Here is a 21,321-nt window from a genome sequence, read left to right as displayed (position 1 = left end):
TTGGGAGGGGCTGTCTGCCAATACGAGCGGAGGTAAAAAAATGAAGAGAACAGGTTTTAAAGGACTAGCTTTTATCTTAATGGCTGTAATTTTTTGTAGCTGTTTGCAGTTGAACGTGTTTGCCCTGACTGATGGCTATTATACAGCGGATACCTTAACCTATTATATTAATCCTGATACGGGAAAGACCGATGACGGTGGAACTGGAAATGCAGAAATCGGTGAGGGGATGTGCAGAAGTGCTGTTTATGATAAGGCGCTGATTGAGCAACAGGATGGAAAGATATGGATTAGTTTGAGAATGCTTTTATATAGTCATATATCAAACATCAGAATTTATACGCAAAATGCACCTAAAGGAGCATACACAGAAGTAAAATATTCCATAATGGCTGAGAACTCAACAAATGATAGCGGAGATATGCGTTTTGAGGTGCCTGCAGTGGATTGTTATGTGAAAACTAAGATGTATGTTGCGCCAATGGGCAGAGATGTTTGTTTTTATTGGAAGGTAGATGAAGCAACTGCACAAAGTGGTAATGCTGATTTTGTTAAAACGATTAAACAAGACGTAAAGACAACAAAGAAAGAAGGGTTTACAGATATTTCTTCTCACTGGGCGAAAGCTGATATTGAGAGTGTTGTATCAAAGAAATTATTTAGCGGAACAAGCGACGCTACCTTTAGTCCAGATACAGCTATGACAAGGGGGATGTTTGTGACCGTATTAGGCAGACTGAGCGGAGATGATGTTTCTGGTTATAACAGTGTAAAATTTCAGGATGTAGGGGCAAATCAATATTATGCAAAATATATTGGATGGGCAAATGCAAAGGGAATTGTTTCCGGTGTGACAGCAACGACGTTTCAGCCAGATGTGCCCGTTACTTGCGAGCAGGCAACAGCAATTTTGGTCAAATATATGCAGGCAAAAGGAATCGCCTTTAGAACCAACGGCGCAACATCAAAGATGGACACAGTAAGCCCTTGGGCAAAGGAAAGTGTGGAAAGGGCTGGGTTGACAGGGATAATTTCAAGCCAGAATACCAATGGATATCAATTCAAATCCTCAGCAACCAGAGCTGATGTAGCATCCATGGTCATGAATATGGTAAATGGATCCGGAAAATAGAGCTGTTTTTAAATTTTGGATTAAAGGGATTTGAATGAAATCATTCTATTGAATTAGGAGAAAAATGTAATATAAATTTATAATCGTTTTAGTCCTAAATTCTAACAAGCATGCTTGCTTGAGAATGTGGGGAAAGGGGAATTTTATGAATAGATTAAAGAAAAGGATAGCATTTTTTATCCTTGGAATTATGATGTTTGCTGCCACAGGGTGTGTGGATCAAAGTGGAGCCAAGGCAGATGAAGTAAAGACAGTTACAAAATCGGTGTCACAAGAAATTAGTGCTGAGAAACAGTTACAGGCAGAAGGCGAGATCGGAAAGGAGACTGAAACGGAAACATTGAAAACTGAGGCAGAAAACATTGCTGACGCGACGGAAGGAAAAAATGAACAGGAGAAATCACCTGGCAAGACTCAGACCCAAGGGGCTAAGCAAGCAGAAGCGGATGAAGTTCGTATTATTGCAACATCTGCCGCAACCTGCGAAATTATGAATAGATTGGGAATAGGCTTGATCGGTGTGCCAAATACCACAGTTTCTAGCATACCATCACGCTATGATGAGGCTACGCGCGTCGGGACGCCCATGGCGCCGGACATGGAAATCATTAAATCCTTGAAACCAACAGATGTAATTGGACCAGATTCGCTAAAAGAGGATTTAAAAATAAAGTATGATAATATTGGGATTACTGCCACATTCATAGATTTAAAAAGTGTAAAAGGCTTATATGACAGCATAACTTTGATTGGTAATAAGTATGGCAAGGAAGATGAGGCAAAGTCCTTAGTTGAAGAATATAATACTTTTATCAAAGAATATAAAGAGAAGCATGCTGTGACAGAAAAGCCTAAGGTACTGGTACTTATGGGACTTCCGGGTAGTTATCTTGTGGCAACAAATAAATCCTACGCGGGGTCGTTGGTAGAGCTTGCAGGAGGGGTGAACGTTTTCCCCAGTAATGAGAAAGATTTTCTAAATGTGAACCCTGAAGAAATTCTAAAGACCGATCCTGATATTATCATTAGAACTGCACATGGATTGCCCAAAGAGGCTCTTAAAATGTTTGCAAAGGAGTTTTCAGAAAATGATATTTGGAAGCATTTCAGAGCGATACAGGATGAGAAGGTATTTGATGTGGATTATATGATTTTTGGCATGAGTGCAACCTTTGACTATCCCCAAGCCCTCTCTGATTTAGAACCTATGCTTTTTGGTGAATGATATGAGAAAAAGAAAAGTATTTGCTTTTTTTAGTTTGACAATATTTCTTTTGGGACTTTTTGTTATATCGGTGAACTTGGGAAGCATCAAGGTGACCTATGGAGAACTTTTTAGGGGACTATTCCTAGAATATAGCGAGGATGTTGCCACTATTTATGATTTGAGATTCCCTCGAATTATTATAGCCATGATAACGGGGGCTGGATTGGCAGTCTCCGGTGTGCTTTTTCAGGCGGTTCTTAAAAACCCATTAGCAGATCCCGGTATCATTGGTATTTCCGCTGGTTCAGCCTTTGTTTCCGTATTGATTGTAGCATTTTTTCCTATGTGGTACTTTTTTACGCCATTGTTTTCTTTTCTGGGAGGGATTCTTGCTTGTGTACTGGTTTATTCCCTTTCGTGGAAAGCGGGTTTTTCGCCCCTTAGAATAATATTGGTAGGTGTTGCTATTAATGCGGTTTTTACAGGACTTATGGAATCCTTTGGAGCGATGAGTGGGCAGAATTATTCAGGTGCTGCAGCAATTGTGAATGCAAATATCTCCATGAAAACGTGGAAAGATGTCCGTCTATTGACAGGCTATGTTACGCTTGGCTTGGTTCTTGCCTTATTTGCAGCTGCAAAGTGCAATCTTCTTGCCCTAGAGGATAAAACCATTAGGAGTCTTGGTGTGAATGTGAATGCTTTAAGAGCAGCTATTTCAGTAATTGCAGTACTACTTGCTTCAATTACTACGGCAGTTGCCGGTTCAATTAGTTTTATTGGTTTAATTGTGCCCCATATTGGTAGGCTGTTGGTTGGGAGTGACCACAAATTCCTAATTCCCTTTTCTATGCTTTTTGGAGCATTTACCATGCTTCTTGCAGATACAGTGGGCCGCTTGATTACTTATCCTTATGAAATTTCTGCGGCAATCATTATGTCGGTTATAGGCGGACCATTCTTTATTGTTTTACTGAAAAGGAGTGACAGAACCTATGGAGGTTAGTGGACTGGAATTTTCATATGGAAAGAATAAAGTATTAAATAAAATTACTTTTCAAATCCCGAAAGGTAAAATAACGACACTGATTGGGGCAAATGGCTGTGGTAAATCAACGTTATTTCATGTTATGACTAAGAATTTAAAGGCACAACAAGGTAAAATTTTTCTGAATGGAAAGAACATTAATGAAATCTCTTTAAAGCAGTTCGCAAAGGAGGTTTCTATTGTACACCAATATAATGTTGCTCCAAATGATTTGACAGTGGAGAAACTCATCGGTTACGGAAGAATCGCACATGGTGGTCTTGGAAAGAAAAATAAACAACAAGATGAGAAATTCATTCATTGGGCAATGGAAATTACCAATGTAACAGAGTTGAAAGACAGGCGGATTTCTGATTTATCAGGGGGACAGCGGCAAAGAGTATGGATTGCTATGGCATTGGCACAAAATACAAAAATTCTGTTTTTAGATGAACCAACTACCTATTTGGATATTCGGTATCAAATTGAGATATTGAAGTTGCTAAAAAGACTAAATGCTGAGGTAGGAATGACAATGCTTGTTGTACTCCATGATATCAATCAGGCAATTCAATACAGCGACGAAATTATAGCAATGAAGGAAGGAAAAATAATTGCCCAAGGGAATCCTAGAGAAATTGCCACGGAAAAAATATTGAAGGCAGTATATGATATAGATTTAAAGGTGGAGAATGTGAATGGAAATGTTTTTGTTCTTACAGTTTAAATGCTTTATAGTAGGGGGATGTGTGGATTCTAATTTGGATGATTATCTATTAAAATTTATTAATCATATGGATTTCCTCTCATAAGCGATGCTCTCATGTTGTAAATTATTACATACTAAGTAAATTTCTCAGAATTATAAGACTCTGTTGTTACAGTAGCAGTAATATGATTGAGAAAGATAGAATTGCTTGTGGCAATACTATGTGAAGACCTCTTGTGTAATTGTGTCTTAATGGACACGATTTATTGCAGGAGGTTTTTATTTATAGGTCAGGTAACAAATAGGATGAATAGAATCTTTACTTTTTAAATAAAGTTAAATGTTGAAGCACGGACTAAAGAGATTACGGAAATGACAATGGCTCCCCGTTGGTTTATGAATACATATTGATTTATGAAACAAGGTTATGATCGAATGGAGGGATAACCTTATAGTATGCTTATGGCAATATGTTAGACTGTTTGCGAAATGTACAAACAGTTTTTTTTATTTGTTTCTAGTTAATAGTCGTTAGTATACTAACGAAGGAAGCATTTAAGAAAAGCTTGATTTATTAGAAGATATAAAAAAATGAAAATAAGAACCCTTGATTTACGATCTGATTGCAAATGGAAATAGTTCAGTGTTTATGCAAAAAGAAACAGGGTTCTAAGATGTTCGCTAATACTTGACAGATATTAGCAAAAAACATAACTAAAGGGACGTACTTTAATGATATTATCCTACCATAGATATTTGAAACAAGCTCATATGGACATTGGATATATTTTTGATGTCTTTTTAAAGCAAAGGAGAGCATGGTTTATTGATATCTTGCTTCTGTGGATAAGGGGCACAGCTCCTTGTTCCATAAAATTCATTAAGGGGGGATTTATCAAGGAAAATGAAGAACAGAAGGGGGATGAAAGGCATATTTCAAAGGTTAGGTGGGCGAAATGGCAAAAGGGACTAAAGTAGACTTTAAACAGTTGACCAAATTGCAGAATGAAGTAAACAAGCTTCAGGGGGATAAATTCCCCAAGTTTGAAGAGAAAATGGTACGAGAGATGGCTGCAAGGCTGGTGCTTAAGGCGCTGAAGCGCACACCCACAGACCCCAAGGATTCCTCTGGGATAAGAGCGGGTTGGGGCATTGGCAACGTGCGCTACGAAGGTAGCTCCTACAGCATCGAGGTATATAATAGTTGCATCTATGCCAATTCCATTGAATGGGGGTATTTGGCGGAGGATGGGAAGACTTTAATACCCGGACGTTTTATGCTGCATCTTTCGGAAGAGGAACTGTGCCAAGATGCTGACAAGGCAATAGAAGAAAAGCTGATGGAAGTTTTAAGGAGGGGTTTCCCATGATTTCCAAATTGATGACAGGGATTGAACAAGCAATACGAACGGAATTCCCTGAAACTACCTATAAAATTTATACTGAGGCGACAGAGGTAGTTTCGCCCTGCTTCTTCATTCTTTGTGTTAGCCAAAGCCGAAATGCAAAGCTGGGGGACAGATTTATTCTCAATACCACTTTTGAAGTACAGTATTCCTCAGGCAGGGGTAACAACGAATGCTGGGAAGTGGCTCAAAAGCTGAGAGAGCTTTTGGATGTAATCTCCCTTGGAGGGGATTTGGTGCAGGGGCGCAACGGCAATTACAGGGTGGACAGCGGTGTGTTGCATTTTGTAATAGATTACAACATACCCATGATGCGAGAGCAGGATGTAGTAGATTTTATGGAAGAGGTGACAGTGTATGGCAAAGCAAGTGAAAGAGGAAAATAAAAAAGAGGAAAGATGTTTTTCCAAAGAGGCGATTTTGCAAAGTCAGAAATATGCAGTGTACGGAGATTTACTTTTTACAGTTTTGGAGGATGACAAGGTATATACCTCTAAGGAGATTGACAACATGATTGATGAATTTCAGAAAGGAAAGGTGAGATAAATGGGATTAGGCGGCGGTACATATTTAGTACAGAACAAGACCCTTCCGGGGGCATATATTAACTTTATTTCAGCGGCAAGAGCTTCTGCAACACTTTCAGACAGAGGATATGCAGCAATGGCATTGGAATTAGATTGGGGGGTAGATGATGAAATTTTCACCATTGAAAACGGAGATTTTCAAAAGGATTCCTTGAAAATTCTTGGTTACGAGTATGGCCATGAAAAACTCAAGGGTCTGCGAGATTTATTCTGCAATGCAAAAACATTATTCGCTTATCGCTTAAACAGCGGCAATAAGGCGGTGAACCCCTTTGCAACAGCCCGGTATAGTGGTATTCGTGGCAATGACATTAAAATTATGATCTCAGCAAATGTGGACGAGCCTACAAAATTTGATGTGGTTACGTTATTGGAAAACACAAAGGTGGATATTCAGACTGTGGCAGAGGCGGCAGACCTAAAGGATAATGATTTTGTTGTGTTCAAGAAGGACGGGGCTTTGGAGGAAGCTGCTGCAATTCCTTTGACTGGTGGTACAAACGGTCAAACCACAGGTGCATCCTATCAGACGTTTTTAGATAAGGCGGAAGCTTATAGCTTTAACACTTTGGGTTGTCTTTCCAAGGAGGAGAGCATTAAGGGGCTATTTGTTGCCTTTACCAAACGTTTAAGAGATGAAATGGGTATTAAATTTCAGACCGTTTTGTTCAACAAGGCGGCAGATTACGAAGGTATCATCAACCTGAAGAATAAGGTGACAGATGGGGATGAAACCAGCCTTGTTTATTGGCTGACAGGAGCAACTGCAGGCTGTGCTGTAAACAAATCCGTTGCCAATAAGGAGTATGACGGCGAGTTTTCAGTTGATACAGCCTACAAGCAGAGCCAGTATGCAGCGGCACTGGATGCAGGTGAATTTGTATTTCATAAAATCGGGGATGAAGTAAGAGTTTTAGATGATATTAATAGCTTTGTTTCCTGTACCACAGACAAAAATGAGGATTTTACAAGCAATCAGGTTATAAGAGTTCTTGACCAAATCGGCAACGATATTGCTGTGCTTTTTAACACACGTTATATGGGAAAGGTTCAGAACAATGAATCGGGCAGAATTGCATTTTGGAACGATTTGGTTTCCTACAATAAACAGATGGAACAGATTCAGGCTATTGAAAACTTCGTTTCTGATGAATTGATTGTAAAAAAAGGTAATGATAAAAAATCTGTTGTTGTGGTCAATCCTGTGACGCCTGTTTGCGCCATGACCAAATTGTATATGACTGTTGTTGTTGAATAAGAGAGGAGGCAGAGAGATGAGCAATATTACAATGCTGAGCAAGGATGCTATTTCTGCAAAAAAGGCAGAATGCTTCATTACCATTGAAGGGAACCGTTACAACTTTATGAGTGCCATTTCTGTAGAGGCAAAGATGGAGAAAACAAAGGCGGAAGTTCCTATTTTAGGTAGAATGAACAAAGGACATAAGGCAGTGGGGGCAAATGGTACAGGCAGTGCTACCTTCCACTATAACACATCAATCTTCCGTGAATTGATGAAGCGTTATCAGGATACTGGGGAGGATGTTTACTTTGATATGCAGATTACCAACGAAGACCCTACCTCTAACGTTGGTCGACAGACAATTATCCTACGTGATTGCAACATCGACAGTATGGTGATTGCCAAATTTGACGCTGATGGCGAATATTTAGACGAGGAAATGGAGTTCACCTATGAAAGCTTTGAAATGCCCGAAACATTTCAGATGCTAAGTGGAATGTAAAAAAGAGGAGGAATGATATATGAATTTATCAGCATTTTTGAATCCTGTGAAGGACGATACCTGCAAGGTGGTAGCTAGCAGACGTTTTATTGGTGAGGACGGAAAGCCTGTGCAATGGGAACTGAGAACCATTACGGCAGATGAGGATGAGGCAATCCGCAAGGCCTGTACCAAAAGGATGCCTATTCCTGGTAGAAAAGGTCAGTTTAGCCAGGAAACGGATTTAAATAAGTATTTGGGTTTGTTAGCGGTTTCTTGTACTGTTTATCCCAATTTGAATGACGTAGAGTTGCAAAACGGATATGGCGTGATGGGAGCGGACAATTTGCTGAAAACTATGCTTCATGCAGGGGAATACACCCAATATGTTTCCAAGGTTCAAGAGTTAAATGGATATGATTCCTCTATGGATGAATTGGTGGAAGAGGCAAAAAACTAATTGACGGGGGTGACGGGGAAAGCAACTATGCATATTATTGCTTGCATCAGCTTCACCTATTGCCCTCACAATTTTTAAAACTCCCAAGAGAAGAAAAGGCTTTTCTGATTGCTTCTATTCAGCTGAAGGCGGAGAAAGAAAAAAGAGAATCCAAAAAAATGAAGAAAAGGTAAATTAGACTAGCATTTATGCAAAAATTTCTTGGGAAATAAATAATGACATCAGAAAAGCATTCGACATTTAGCGGATGCTTTTCTATTGTTTGGAAAGAAGGTGAGAAAATGGGAACGATTAAAACCTCGATTCAATTGTTTGACGGGGCGACACCAGGGTTATTAGACATTGCCAATGCTTTAAATCGAGCCGTTCTTGGTTTTGAAACCCTGGAGCGGGCATCTTCCAATTGTATTGATACCAATTCTTTGAGAGAAGGCAGGGAAGAGTTGAACATGACAAGGTCATCATTTCAGCAAATACAAGATTCTATCAAAGCGGCGGGGGAACAACAGAAAAAATTCAACAAAACAATGAGTGCAGGCGCAGAAATATCGGAAGGTATATTTTCTAATCAGGAAAAGGCAAGCAGCATACTAGATAGTAACAGCGGGGCAGATCTTCCTACAATGGGACAGAACGTCCTGGGGAGTTCTAATGTTTCGTCTGGAGCAGGGGATAATGGTACAAATTTGAGCCTTGGTACAGGTTCGGAATTTCCTGAGGAAAATGCGAAACAGGCAAAGAACGATAAAGTCAATGGGGCTGTAGATACATTAAGCAGTGTAATACCACAAGGTTATACTTCTACCGATGAGATGAAAAATTCAATGTTTGCTGCCGCGGATGAGATAGATTCGAAATTTAGTGGTCTTTCTCAAGTTTTAGGCTCTGTTTGGTCTGGTGTGACGGGGGAACAAGTGGAAGCCGTAAAGGTTACAGATCTTTTAGCAAATAGCTGGAGTAGCCTTGCACCTGTTGTGACAGGGACAGCGGTAGCAATGAATTTGTATAATCTTGCCATGGATGCAGGTAAGGTGGCCCAAGTGCTACAAGCTGGTGCAACGCTAATCGGTACAGCGTTTAATGGAGCATGGACGACTTCTGTGTTTGCGCAAACCGCCGCTCAAGAAGGACTGAACACTGCGCTTTTAACCTGTCCTATAACATGGATTATTATTGCCATCATTCTTTTAGTTGCCATAATTTATGCGGCAGTAGCGGCAATTAACAAATTTACTGGGTCGAGTATTTCTGCTACAGGGATTATTGCGGGGGCATTTGGTGTTCTGGGTGCGAGTATTTTTAATAGCTTTGCTTTTTTGTGGAATATAATTTCAATTTTTGTGAACTTTTTACACAATGCTTTTCAAGACCCTATTGCAGCCATCAAAGTGTTGTTTTATGATTTAGCAATTTGTGTTTTAAAAAAACTGAAAACAATTGCAGATGCAATTGGTGAAGTTTTTCATAAGATTACCGGCAAAGATTTGCAGCTTTTTAGCGATCTGGATACTATGATTAGCGATTTAGAAAGTAAATCACAGGGTATAAAAGATGAAGCTGGTTTTAAGGATGTAATGCATACCCTTGACTACAAGGACTATAGTGGTGCATTTAGTAATATGTATGACATGGGTGAAGGGCTAGAGAACTCATCAAGTATATTTGGCGGTGATACAGCTGGGGACGGCGGTATGGATCAGCTTTTACAAAACACGGCTAATACTGCAGCAAATACAGGAGCTATGACAGATAACATGGAAATTTCACAAGAAGATATAAGGTATCTTCGAGATATTTCAGAACGAGATGCCATCAACCGTTTTACCACGGCTCAGGTAAGTGTGGATTTTAAAAATGAAGCAACAATCAATTCTGATATGGACATTGACGGCGTGATGAATAAGTTCACAGATGTGCTCCGTGAGGCGATCTTTACCCAGGCAGAGGAGGTGCATGCCATTGTATAAGGTTAGTTTTGGGGAGATCACCCTTCCTGTAGCTCCAAGTAAAATCACTATGAAATCAAAAAATAATAATAAAACAATGGAATTAATTGATGGAAGTGAAATCACTTTTATTAGAACGCCAGGGTTAACGGAATTCAGCTTTGAGTTTTTGATTCCCCATGCAAAATATCCATTTGCTCATTACCCTGATGGGTTTCAAACTGCACAGGTGTACATTGATGCACTAAAATTGATGAAAACAGATAAAGAGTCGTTTCAATTTGATGTCCATCGAATACTACCCAATGGAAAAACAGAATACCAAACCAGTGAAACGGTAACCCTAGAGGACTATACCATTACAGAGGATACAGGCAACGGTCTGGATTATATCGCTAATGTAACGCTAAAACAGTACAATAAGCTGAAAAATACTCATGTTGAACCTGTGCAGATGACTGAGGATGGTGTTGTTGTAAAAGAAGTGACAGAGCGCAAGAGCGACAAGAAGACAAACAGTGTATATACTGTAAAGAAAGGGGATAGCCTTTGGAAAATTTGTAAGGCACAATTAGGAGATGGTGCAAAGTATAAGGAAATTGCCAAGTTAAATGGCATTCCCAATGCAAATCTTATTTATCCGGGGCAGGTGATTCATCTTGGTAGTACTTAAGATTGTAAATGGAAACAAAGAATATACGCCTATTGTCACAGGGGATATTAAATGGTCAACAGAGCGAGCGGGTACACCTGGAAGCTTAACTTTTGATGTGGTAAAGGAGGGCGAGCTTAATTTTCACGAAGGGAACTTAGTAAAGCTTTCCGTGGGTGAAGAACCAGTTTTTTGGGGCTATGTTTTTCAGAAAAAAAGGAGCAAAGGCGAGATCATCAGTGTAACTGCTTATGACCAGTTGAGGTATTTGAAAAATTGACCGCAACAGAATTTATTGACAGAGTTGCAAAGTATTTTTCACTTGAAAGGGGTGAAATTGCGGATACCAAATATATCATTGAAAAAGGGGTTCTGGATAATAAAACCTTATTTGATATGATTCAAGAAGTGCTGGATACGACTTTAATGAATACCAAAAAGCTCTATGTTCTGTATGATGATTTTGGCAAGCTGACCTTAAAAAATATTGAGGATATGAAGCTGGACATTTTACTGGATGAGAAAACGGCGGAGAATTTTGATTATGTCAGCAGTATTGATGGGGAAACCTATAACCAGATTAAGATTGCTTTTGATAGCAAGGAGAAAAAAGGGCTTCAAGATGGAGTCACGGTGCAGGATGAGGAAAATATTAAAAAATGGGGTGTTTTACAGTATTATGAAAAATCAAAAACGGATGTGGGAGTAAAGGAGAAGGCAAACGCCCTCTTGGATCTTTACAACCGTAAAACACGAACGCTAAGCATCAAAAATGCCTTTGGCTCACCCAATGTCCGCGCAGGATGCAGCCTTCGGGTGTCATTAAAGCTAGGAGATATTAATGTGAATCATTACTTTGTCTGCGAGAAGGTAACCCATACCTTTCGAGATGATATGCATTTGATGGATCTTACCTTGAGAGGAGGAGAAATTCTTGTCTGAGTTGGCACAATTGATTAAAAAGGCGGCAAAAGACCAAATGGATTCCTCTAAGCCAATGGATATTATCATTGGAGAGGTGGTTTCTGCGACACCGCTTAAGATTAAATTGGACTCCAAGATCACCTTGACGGAGTCCTTTTTAATTTTAACAAAGGCAGTGGTAGACTACTCGGTCAATATGACGGTGAACCATATCACAGAAACCCATACCCACAGTCACACCTATCAGGATGACAGCAGCACTAGAACAACCCAGCCCCATACCCATAACCATGCTTATGTAGGAACAAAAAGCTTTACCATACACAACAAGCTGAAGGTTGGGGATTATGTTATTTTACTACGGGCGCATGGAGGACAAAAATTTATAGTACTGGATATAGTAGGAGGTGGCACGTTATGACACCAAAAGTAAACGAAGAGTTGGCAAATACCTTTGTAAGGCTGCCATTACCCTCAAAAACCTATCGTTTGGACAGAGAAAACAATCGGATTATTGGATACTGTGATGGGGTGGAAGCAGTGAAGCAGGCTGTTTATAAGGCACTGCTGACGGAGCGGTATGCTTGGATGATTTATTCTTGGAATTATGGATCAGAGCTTAACGGATTATTTGGAAAACAAATGACCACTGTTTATCCTGAGGTAAAAAGAAGGATTGAAGAGGCTTTGTTACAAGATGACCGCATTCACAAGGTTCGGGATTTTTCTTTTGAGAAAACAAGGAATACCCTTCAAGTGACTTTTACGGTGGATTCTAAAGTTGGAATTTTTGAAAGCGAGGTGAGTGTAAATGTATGAAGAAATGACGTTTGAGACGGTATTAGACCGTATGCTGAGTCGTGTTTCCTCTGATATAGATAAGAGAGAAGGGAGCATTATTTATGATGCCCTTGCCCCTGCGGCGGCGGAGCTTTGCCAGATGTATATTGACCTTGATATTGTTCTGAATGAAACTTTTGCAGATACGGCAAGCAGGGAATATTTGATTCTTAGAGCAAAGGAAAGAGGGATAACACCCTATGAATCCACAAAAGCCATTGGAAAGGCAGTTTTTAATTGCGCCGTCCCGGTAGGCAGTCGGTTTAATTTAGAAAATTTTAACTATCATGTGACTGAGGTAATTTCTGCTCAAGAATTTACATATAAGGTCATCTGCGAATCGGTTGGAAGCGATGCAAATCATAACTTGGGTACGCTGATTCCCATTCAGTATATCCAAGGATTGACCAAGGCTGAATTAGTGGAGGTGCTGACTCCCGGAGAGGATGGGGAAAGCACAGAAAGCCTGCGGAAACGATACCTAAATAGCTTTGACAGACAGGCATTTGGAGGAAATCGGGCTGATTATCTGGAAAAAATCAATGCTATATCCGGCGTGGGGGGCTGTAAGGTGTATCGTGCTTGGAATGGTGGGGGAACGGTGAAGTGTGTAGTGATGAACTCACAGTATCAGAAGCCCAGTCAGAGCCTGATTGAGGATGTGCAGACTACCGTTGACCCTATCCAAAATGCAGGGGACGGCTTGGGCATTGCCCCCATTGACCATGTGGTGACCATCGAAGGGGTGACAGAAACTCCCATTGCTATTGCTAGTACCATTACTTATGAAAGTGGATGGAGCTTTGTAGAGTGTAAGCCTTATATTGAGGAAAGCTTAGACCGTTACTTTTTGGAATTAAATAAAGGCTGGGCGGACGGTGGAAATCTTGTGGTACGAATTTCTCAGATTGAATCCAGATTATTGGATATGGATGGGATTTTGGATATTGGGAATACAACCATTAACGGGGAGGCAAAAAACTTGATGCTAGAAGAGAACTGCATTCCTGTAAGGGGTGAGTTCCATGGCTGAAATACAGAGTTATTTTCCTGACCTGCTAAAAGAAGTGAAGGAGTTTGAAAAGCTGGCAAAAGCTGAAAATCCTGAGCTTCTTTTTTTATGGGAAGAGATGGAGCAGGTTTTAGATAATCAATTTATTGATACGGCCACCAAAACAGGGGTAGCAAGGCGAGAGCGTATGCTAAAAATTACCCCCAAAGCCACGGAGACTTTAGAGGAGCGGAAGTTTCGGTTAATGGCAAGGTACAACGAGAATCTGCCTTATACGTTACGGACGCTACAAAGTCAGCTTTCTATTCTTTGTGGGGAAAAAGGGTATCGGCTGGAAATCAATTATGGCGCTTTCAGCCTAAAAGCAAAGCTGGAGTTGACAAACAAAAAGAATGTGGAAGCCGTTGGGGAGATGCTGGAGCGTATTGTGCCCATGAATATGTTACTGACTGTGGAATTGCTGTACAACCAACATCAAGAACTACGACAGTTGACCCATGGGGCAATGAGGGCATACACCCATAATGGTTTGAGAGAGGAGGCATTTGGGAATGGCTGATTTTACGGCAAATTATAATCTGGAAAAGCCGGCCCAGAGTGATTTTTATAATGTAGAGGTGCAGAATAAGAATATGGATAAAATTGATGCCGCTATAGTTGAGGCAAGAAATGACCCACAATTATCGGTGGACATAGAAAAGCTTCAGAGGGAAATGTTACAGGTGGCTAAAAAGTATATTGCTTTGAACAGCAGAATAGATAGGTTGGAAGATGCTGTATTCAGCAATATAACAGGAAACCCATATCTTGTTTCTTGTGATTCTCTTAACGGTATAACTGTTGTTAAGGGAGTTTGGAACAGTGTACAACAAAGAATAGAATGTTAATTTTTATAGTGGGAGAGGAGAGCAAAAATAATGGCAAAAGTTTTAAGTTCATTACCAGTTGGTACGCTTATCAAGGACACCGGGACAACTTATAATGGTGAGCCAATTGTTTGGAAAGTTATTGATAAAAACCATAGTGGTTATCCTGATAATTCTGTGACATTAATGTCAGATAAAATTCTTACGATAAAATGTTTTGATGCAAGAGAGCCATCAAGTGACATTGAAGACCGACGTACAGATGGCAATTGTAGATATTATTACAGTAATATACGAAGTTGGTTAAATAGTTCATATCAATCTTGGTATTCGGCTAAACATAGTTATGATACTCCCCCAAGTATTACTTATGTTTATGGGGCACAGAATGAGTATGATGGCGAGATTGGGTTTCTATCAGGTTTTTCATCAAATATGAAGACTTGTCTATTAACTACATCTATAACAACAGGTAGAGTAGAGTCTGATGGCGGTGGCTATGATATAACCTCAGATAAAATTTTTCTTGCATCAAATATAGAGATGGGTCTTTCTACTTGGTTTCAGTCTTTTAATCATGTACCATTCTCTATATTTAGTTCAAATTCGTCTCGTCTAGCTTATCCTACAGTCTCCTGTGTAAGTAACAGTGAATATGCACATAGTGATTTACAAGCATCATCGCCTTGGTATTATTGGTTACGAGACCCAATGACAACAAGTGCTGATAGTACAGTATCAATGGTATACTCATCGGGTGGTGCTAGTGGTCAAGATGCTTATAGGGGTTGGGTTGGTGTACGTCCAATTTGTAATGTATCTAATTCTATATTAGTTTCGGATGGTACAGATAGTATTGGTGCATACACGATCGAATGGAACAGTCCACCGACTACTCCAAGTTCACTTACTGTTCCTGAAACAGTAAATGGAGGTAGTCCACTAACTATTAGTTGGGGAACATCAACAGACGTTAATAATAATTTGAGTGGCTACATACTTGAAAGAAAATATAATAACGGTGCATCATGGTTACAAATTTATAAAGGGATAAACCGTATGTTCACCGATTCAATCACATTCGGCTGGAACTCTGTTGCATACCGGGTTAAGGCATACGACAGTGCAGGTGCAGAATCAGCGTACCAGACAAGCGCAACCAGAACTGTTAATAATAATACACCACCAACAATTAGCGGAAGCGACGGCAATATAGGGTTGAAAACGGGTGCTTTCAATCAGTCCTATGTTGTGACCGATGTTGACAGCGGTCAGACTATTACGGTTGTTGAGAGAATGGACGGTGTGCTGAAACGAAGCTACACGGCAACCAGTGGACAAAGTTATTCATTCAATGTGAATGCGACGGAATGGATAAAGCTATTGAATGGGTCGCACACAATGACTATTACAGCTAGTGACAACATTGGGGGTACGAAAACCCGTACATACACATTCACCAAGAATGAAACAGAAATTGAATTGACCCTTGCAACACCTCTTCCGGCTGATGACTTGGTAACAAAAGCCATTATGAGCGTTACAAGGGAGATTCCAGCAGGTGCAACATTTACCGTTGAGGTTTGCAACAATGGAAATGACGATTCTCCAACTTGGGAGGACGTGACAAATGCCGTTCTTGGTAGTAGTAAGTTCTTTTTATCAAATACAACAAAAACAGCCACCGCGTGGGGTTTCAATTTCCGTATTAAAGTAAAGCGGAATAGTGCTACAGGCGATTGTTTTATTGTATCGGTAGGAGGTAATTTTGAATGATATTCCTTTAAGATGTACAATGTATTATCAGTAGTATAAAAAATTCAAAAAGGCTCGGAGAATATCCGGGTCTTTCTTGCTTAAAAGGAGGGAAGTGTGTGGACGTAATAGCGATTGGTATGATACAAGCGTTAATAACCGCCATGGGGATTTGGTTCTTACAGCAGAGCTTATCCAAGCGGGAGAAAGCGGCTCAAATGCGGGAGCAAGAGCGAGAAGAAATGGAGTACAAACTTTTGACAGCAGTAAATGCCTCTATTGCTTTGGGGGAGGCAACGGCAAAGGCAGTACAGCGTATTCCTGATGCCCATTGCAACGGGGATATGACAGAGGCTTTATGTTACACCACGACTGTGAAGCATGATTTAAAGAACTTTCTACATCGGAAGGCGGTGGAGAAAATTGTTTGAACGAAAAAAACGGAAACGTTTTCGGATTAATGATGATACCATGACAACCATTGTGGTATCATCATTATTTTTTTGCGTTGGGGTGGTAATTGCGGGCATGCTTTTGGCATATATTGGGGTAGATGTTTCTACGATTGTTGGGAGTGCACTGACGGTTTTCGGCACAGAATTGGGCATTTGCGGTGTTATGACAATTTTTAACCGTTGGGCGGACAGACAGGACAAAATTATACAGAGGAGGCAGGAAAGCCGAGAAAAAAGGAAGAGTGAGCAAAGAGAAAACCAATGAAATGAGTAATTTTTATGAAATAAAGTTCTTTTAAATGAAACAAATTTTTTTCTATGATACTACTTATTTTGGTTACCACCACCTGAGTGAAAAACAGTTTTTTGACCATATCTAGGTGATTTTTATTGTTTAATTGTAAAGAACATAAAACGAGGGGGATTGCCAGATGATGAAGACTCTTTAAAACGCGGGAAAATAGATTGTCTTATACTCTAACGAGAATAAACAAATAAGATTTTTTGTTAAAAGCTTGCGTAGAAAAATATAAACAATAGTTTTAAATAATAAATTGCTGTCTTAGCAAACTAAATAATCTCATTTTTGGAAAAAAATGTTTTATTTAGAAAAATAAATCTATCAAATGTAATATAAAATATAACTTGATAATATTTTATCTAAAAATAAATATTAATAAATAAATGTTTTGGATTATCATTGACTTATTATAGGTAATATATTAAAATATTAGGAATGTTTAAATTCTTAGACTAGAGGAAAGGGGAAAAAATATGCAAGGTAAATCACATGTCCTTACGAAGAATGAACAGGAAATAATGAATCTTTTATGGAAAGAGAATCGGCCTTTATCTCGTTCAGACATTATAAATCTTTCAACAGACCGTTCTTGGAAAGCCAGTTCTATTCACATTTTATTAAATCAACTTTTGGAAAAAGGTGCCATTCAGGTATATGGATTTATTAAAACAGGGAAAAATTATGGAAGAACCTTCTCGCCTTCATTTTCTGAAGAGGAATATTTTGTACTGCAATTTCAAAACAGTCGCTGTTATCAACAATCAAAAGGTGCGTCTTTAGTTGATTTTGTATCTGCATTTATTCAAAGTGAGGAAATTGATAGTGATATTATTGATAGCTTAGAAGAGTTATTAAATAAGAAGCGAAAAGAATTAAAATAAAATTTATGGTTATTTTGCTTTTTTAAATACAATGCTGTCTCATAGATTATGAGTACTACTTTGTTTAGGACATATTTTATTGTTTGCCTTTGATCGAAGGACTTGTTTATGTTTTTGAGAGAAGAACTTTTTTCAAACACATGTAATTTCACTATCTTATCTATTCTTCATTTTGCCGTAGATTCGCAATATGAAGGACATAAACCCAAAACTATTTTTTATAGCCTATTTTAGATTCATAGTACAGCTCTGAAAACAAATAATCCAGACTGATAGTAGAAAATAAAATAATTATTTAGAAGCAAGATTCTTTTCGTGGTATTATCCAGAAGGCAAATAAAGAATATTGCTTCTTAATTTTTATATATTCAGAAAGAATACCAAGATATAATTCTTTCTCAATGTACTTAAAATAAAGAATATGGATGCTTCCTTTCATGCGGTTGACGTCAATAGGGGTTATATGGTAAGCTTTATGAAATTACCACAAAATGCTTATCGAGTTTGACAGATTAAAAAAGGTGTTTATTTACTTGATAGTATTTTGCTCTTTCAATTTTTTGAAAGAGTTTTTTCGTTTTGAAAGTAATTCAAGGTTAAAATTTAGACAAGGTATTACCTTTTTAGTATTGCGACGGAAATTTCAATATGTCTCTTTAATTTAGGAGACAACATTGATTTATTTGAAAAAGACAAAAGTATTACAATTTACAAGGAGGCCCTTTATGAACCCTATTGAACGAATTTTGGCTGAATATCCATTGATGATATTAGATGGAGCCTTTTCCACTGAACTGGAACGACGTGGTTGTGACTTGAATGATCCCCTTTGGTCGGCAAAGGTTCTTATGGAAAATCCTGATATGATTGGAGCTGTACATGAAGATTACTTTAAAGCGGGGGCTGATTGTGCCATCACTGCCAGTTATCAAGCGACGTTCGAAGGGTTTATGAGGCGAGGGCTGACGAAGCAGGAGGCAAAGGAGCTTATTCAACTTTCCGTGAGTATTGCAACGAAAGTAAGAGATAATTTTTGGGCTGACCCTGTAAATCGGAAAAATCGGCCTAGACCGTTAGTTGCGGCGTCTGTGGGCCCATACGGTGCTTTTGTTGCTGATGGTTCTGAGTATAGAGGGAATTATGGACTGACCAGAGAGGAATTAGAAGATTTTCACCGAGAAAGAATGGCAACGTTAGTTGAAGCAAAGCCTGATATATTGGCCTGTGAAACGATTCCTTGCTTCATTGAGGCAGAGGCAATTGTGAATGTTTTGGAAGAGCATCCTGAAATGACTTCATGGATAAGTTTTAGTGCCAAGGACGGCACTTGCATTAACAGCGGGGAGCGGATAGAGGACTGTGCCCGTTTACTGGATGGATTTCCCCAAGTGGCGGCGATTGGTATAAACTGCACAGCGCCGGAATTTGTGGAGTCTCTTATTTTAGAAATTCGCAAGGGATCAAATAAGCCCATCATTGTTTATCCAAATTCGGGAGAACAATATGATGCAGTAACAAAAACTTGGCATGGCAGTTCAACAGGAATGTGTTATGGTGATATTGCGAAGCATTGGTTTGAAAAGGGTGCTCAACTGATTGGTGGTTGTTGCAGAACAACGCCTGATGATATTCGCCAGATTGCCCTTTGGGGAAGAGAATAGACAACCTAAAAGCAAATAAAATTATTTTATGTAAATTATCCGAAATTCAAAAAAAGCATTCAAGATATACAATTAAATCTTGAGTGCTTTTTGTATGTGGTTTAGATTTGGTCAAGTAATATGACCCAAATAAACACCCTGTTCATTATTTGAAATCATTCAGAAAGATTGAACTTTTCAATTCTTGTTTTGATTGAAGTAAAGCGAGTACCTGTTAAGTTACAAATAACCAATATCCAATTTGTATTGTAACAACATCTTTGATGAGCAAAGTAATAATAAAAGGGCATTAAAAAGCAGACTAGCACATATTTTCGATTATGAAGTCTGCTTAAGGAATATCAATTTGAAATTTTCTGCCCTGCTATATTTTTAGTTTCAATATTGCTCTAAAATAAATTATCAAGGTAATACCCATTCCCATTCTGTAAGCCATTTTCCCCAAGTAAGAGACCATAATCTTTGCTGTAAGTCCCCATTAACAACACGGTACCTCCATTCTGTTTGTTCTGCCATTGGTCTAATTACAATTTCATCCATGTCCCCCTTTGAGACAAAATCCGCTGTATCTGCACCATAAGCTACATAAGCTGGTGCAGATACATTTCCCGCAAGCAAGGTAAGGCTAAAACAAGAAATAAGTAATGTTTTCTTTAGCATAATATTCCTCCTAAATTATTTAACTGGTAATGAAGCAAAAGGGTCATTCTGTAGATATTCTTTATCTAGTACATTCACAAATTCCTCATTAACGAACAATGAAAAAGTACCATCATGATTGTCCTGCAAATATGCAGCTTTAGGTGTAATAGTAAATGTACCAGTATCATCACAAGAATATACTGGCTGAATGACAAAAAGATTAGACGCAAGAAACAGTATGGTGATTAAAGTATAAACACCATATACCATAGGCTGATATTTCTTTGCATAATCCTTTTCAAGAATCAGATGAAATCGTTGTTCCACATTACTCATTTGACCTGCATTCACTAATACCGATGTGGTAGCTGCATCCATTGTTGGCTGTAGGGCTTGTCTGCTAGAAAGCTGATATCTCAGAACCATCGTGATGGATTCCAAATATTTCAGCTTTTCTTCCTCATTTAATTGGGAAATCAGCTTTGCATCACAGCGTAACTCCAGAATATGAACCAAGTTCCCTTTTAAAATATGTACCATGGGGTTCCACCAAAAAATGGCGCAAATAAAATGCATAAATAATTTTATCCACGCGTCTTTGTTTAAAAAGTGAGTTAGTTCATGCAAAAGAATACAGCGCAACTCGTCCTCAGTAAAAGGGATTGCAGGTAAGTAGATGGTAGGATGAAAATATCCGGAAACCATTGGAGATGGAATACCGGGCAGTTCAACCAACTCAACCTTGGGTTTCTTCTTAGAATGAGATAGAACTTCATTCATAATCTTAATCGCACATTGATTTTTTAGGGCTGTTTTCATACGGAGAATATTTTTCAATCGTTTTGCTTCAATCATGTATTTTACAACAAAGAATACGGCACCTGCGATCCAAATGAATAGAAGTATGTCAAGAATAGAAAGCTCATAACCCATAATTGAGAAGAAACCCATTGTCAAACCATCAATAATTGCTGGAAACATATATTGGGATTGAATTACAATGGCATTGGGAAGCTCAAAAACAAAGCATAAGCGAAATAGACAGACTCCTAAAAATAGAAGCAACGGTGCAACGCTAAAGTGGGCAATAAACCCGGTTTGTTTTCTCATGATAGATAGAAAAATGATAAAAAT

General features: G+C 38.9%; 24 protein-coding genes and 1 pseudogene. 23 read left to right on the top strand and 2 right to left on the bottom strand.

Features of this window, described 5'->3' with window-relative positions:
- Positions 1-40 precede the first annotated feature (40 nt).
- The 23 genes and pseudogenes from RTK36_RS02620 to mmuM all read left to right on the top strand — a co-directional run bounded on the left by RTK36_RS02620 (position 41) and on the right by mmuM (position 19,545).
- Positions 41-1,132, top strand: coding sequence for a heme-binding Shp domain-containing protein (locus RTK36_RS02620; protein ID WP_312044041.1), 1,092 nt, complete (start codon positions 41-43; stop codon positions 1,130-1,132).
- A 145-nt stretch (positions 1,133-1,277) separates the two neighbouring features.
- Positions 1,278-2,357: a heme ABC transporter substrate-binding protein IsdE gene (isdE, locus tag RTK36_RS02615; RefSeq protein WP_312044039.1), complete on the top strand. Its 1,080-nt coding sequence runs from the start codon at positions 1,278-1,280 to the stop codon at positions 2,355-2,357.
- Between the two features lies 1 nt (position 2,358).
- The gene (locus tag RTK36_RS02610; protein WP_312044037.1) at positions 2,359-3,345 is read left to right on the top strand and encodes a FecCD family ABC transporter permease; all 987 of its coding nucleotides are present in this window, start codon (positions 2,359-2,361) and stop codon (positions 3,343-3,345) included.
- On the top strand, positions 3,335-4,093 hold the full coding sequence (locus RTK36_RS02605) for an ABC transporter ATP-binding protein (RefSeq protein WP_312044035.1): 759 nt from the start codon (positions 3,335-3,337) through the stop codon (positions 4,091-4,093). The genes RTK36_RS02610 and RTK36_RS02605 overlap by 11 nt, the downstream gene beginning before the upstream one ends.
- Before the next feature lie 938 nt (positions 4,094-5,031).
- Positions 5,032-5,445: an HK97 gp10 family phage protein gene (locus tag RTK36_RS02600; RefSeq protein WP_312044033.1), complete on the top strand. Its 414-nt coding sequence runs from the start codon at positions 5,032-5,034 to the stop codon at positions 5,443-5,445.
- Complete coding sequence (locus RTK36_RS02595) at positions 5,442-5,867, top strand: phage tail terminator family protein (protein WP_312044031.1); 426 nt, start codon at positions 5,442-5,444, stop codon at positions 5,865-5,867. The genes RTK36_RS02600 and RTK36_RS02595 overlap by 4 nt, the downstream gene beginning before the upstream one ends.
- Positions 5,839-6,027, top strand: coding sequence for a hypothetical protein (locus tag RTK36_RS02590; RefSeq protein WP_312044029.1), 189 nt, complete (start codon positions 5,839-5,841; stop codon positions 6,025-6,027). Before RTK36_RS02595 ends, RTK36_RS02590 begins: the two co-directional genes overlap by 29 nt.
- Positions 6,028-7,326: a phage tail sheath family protein gene (locus tag RTK36_RS02585; protein ID WP_312044027.1), complete on the top strand. Its 1,299-nt coding sequence runs from the start codon at positions 6,028-6,030 to the stop codon at positions 7,324-7,326.
- A 16-nt stretch (positions 7,327-7,342) separates the two neighbouring features.
- The gene (locus RTK36_RS02580; protein ID WP_066048144.1) at positions 7,343-7,813 is read left to right on the top strand and encodes a phage tail tube protein; all 471 of its coding nucleotides are present in this window, start codon (positions 7,343-7,345) and stop codon (positions 7,811-7,813) included.
- Between the two features lie 19 nt (positions 7,814-7,832).
- Positions 7,833-8,252: a phage tail assembly chaperone gene (locus RTK36_RS02575; RefSeq protein WP_312044025.1), complete on the top strand. Its 420-nt coding sequence runs from the start codon at positions 7,833-7,835 to the stop codon at positions 8,250-8,252.
- A 281-nt stretch (positions 8,253-8,533) separates the two neighbouring features.
- Positions 8,534-10,219: a hypothetical protein gene (locus RTK36_RS02570; protein ID WP_312044023.1), complete on the top strand. Its 1,686-nt coding sequence runs from the start codon at positions 8,534-8,536 to the stop codon at positions 10,217-10,219.
- Positions 10,212-10,871, top strand: coding sequence for a LysM peptidoglycan-binding domain-containing protein (locus RTK36_RS02565; RefSeq protein WP_331654928.1), 660 nt, complete (start codon positions 10,212-10,214; stop codon positions 10,869-10,871). Before RTK36_RS02570 ends, RTK36_RS02565 begins: the two co-directional genes overlap by 8 nt.
- A 97-nt stretch (positions 10,872-10,968) precedes the next feature.
- Positions 10,969-11,792 (top strand): annotated as a pseudogene (locus RTK36_RS02555) (XkdQ/YqbQ family protein).
- Positions 11,785-12,195: a DUF2577 domain-containing protein gene (locus RTK36_RS02550; RefSeq protein ID WP_312044015.1), complete on the top strand. Its 411-nt coding sequence runs from the start codon at positions 11,785-11,787 to the stop codon at positions 12,193-12,195. The pseudogene RTK36_RS02555 and the gene RTK36_RS02550 overlap by 8 nt, the downstream one beginning before the upstream one ends.
- Complete coding sequence (locus tag RTK36_RS02545) at positions 12,192-12,593, top strand: DUF2634 domain-containing protein (protein ID WP_312044013.1); 402 nt, start codon at positions 12,192-12,194, stop codon at positions 12,591-12,593. The genes RTK36_RS02550 and RTK36_RS02545 overlap by 4 nt, the downstream gene beginning before the upstream one ends.
- Complete coding sequence (locus RTK36_RS02540) at positions 12,586-13,647, top strand: baseplate J/gp47 family protein (protein ID WP_312044012.1); 1,062 nt, start codon at positions 12,586-12,588, stop codon at positions 13,645-13,647. The genes RTK36_RS02545 and RTK36_RS02540 overlap by 8 nt, the downstream gene beginning before the upstream one ends.
- Complete coding sequence (locus RTK36_RS02535) at positions 13,640-14,185, top strand: putative phage tail protein (RefSeq protein ID WP_312044011.1); 546 nt, start codon at positions 13,640-13,642, stop codon at positions 14,183-14,185. The genes RTK36_RS02540 and RTK36_RS02535 overlap by 8 nt, the downstream gene beginning before the upstream one ends.
- On the top strand, positions 14,178-14,513 hold the full coding sequence (locus RTK36_RS02530) for a hypothetical protein (protein WP_312044009.1): 336 nt from the start codon (positions 14,178-14,180) through the stop codon (positions 14,511-14,513). The genes RTK36_RS02535 and RTK36_RS02530 overlap by 8 nt, the downstream gene beginning before the upstream one ends.
- 30 nt (positions 14,514-14,543) lie before the next feature.
- Positions 14,544-16,268 carry a DUF6273 domain-containing protein gene (locus tag RTK36_RS02525; RefSeq protein WP_312044007.1) on the top strand — a complete coding sequence of 575 codons (1,725 nt, stop codon included), beginning with the start codon at positions 14,544-14,546 and terminating at the stop codon, positions 16,266-16,268.
- Between the two features lie 98 nt (positions 16,269-16,366).
- On the top strand, positions 16,367-16,678 hold the full coding sequence (locus tag RTK36_RS02520) for a serine/threonine protein kinase (protein ID WP_312044005.1): 312 nt from the start codon (positions 16,367-16,369) through the stop codon (positions 16,676-16,678).
- On the top strand, positions 16,671-16,967 hold the full coding sequence (locus tag RTK36_RS02515; protein ID WP_312044003.1) for a hypothetical protein: 297 nt from the start codon (positions 16,671-16,673) through the stop codon (positions 16,965-16,967). Before RTK36_RS02520 ends, RTK36_RS02515 begins: the two co-directional genes overlap by 8 nt.
- Before the next feature lie 509 nt (positions 16,968-17,476).
- Positions 17,477-17,884, top strand: coding sequence for a BlaI/MecI/CopY family transcriptional regulator (locus RTK36_RS02510; RefSeq protein ID WP_312044001.1), 408 nt, complete (start codon positions 17,477-17,479; stop codon positions 17,882-17,884).
- Positions 17,885-18,609: 725 nt separating this feature from the next.
- On the top strand, positions 18,610-19,545 hold the full coding sequence (gene mmuM / locus RTK36_RS02505) for a homocysteine S-methyltransferase (protein ID WP_312043999.1): 936 nt from the start codon (positions 18,610-18,612) through the stop codon (positions 19,543-19,545).
- Between the two features lie 402 nt (positions 19,546-19,947).
- Here the strand turns inward: mmuM and RTK36_RS02500 are convergent, their stop codons facing one another.
- Both RTK36_RS02500 and RTK36_RS02495 read right to left on the bottom strand, forming a co-directional pair.
- Complete coding sequence (locus RTK36_RS02500; protein WP_312043997.1) at positions 19,948-20,205, bottom strand: hypothetical protein; 258 nt, start codon at positions 20,203-20,205, stop codon at positions 19,948-19,950.
- 15 nt (positions 20,206-20,220) lie between these two features.
- Positions 20,221-21,321 (bottom strand): M56 family metallopeptidase (locus tag RTK36_RS02495; RefSeq protein ID WP_312043995.1); only part of this gene is annotated, 1,101 nt, incomplete at its 5' end.

This window comes from Anaerotignum sp. (assembly GCF_031981185.1).
In the GTDB taxonomy this organism is placed as follows: domain Bacteria; phylum Bacillota; class Clostridia; order Lachnospirales; family Anaerotignaceae; genus Chakrabartyella.
Note: the sequence above shows the minus strand (reverse complement) of the source record. Positions and strands in the feature narration are given on the sequence as shown.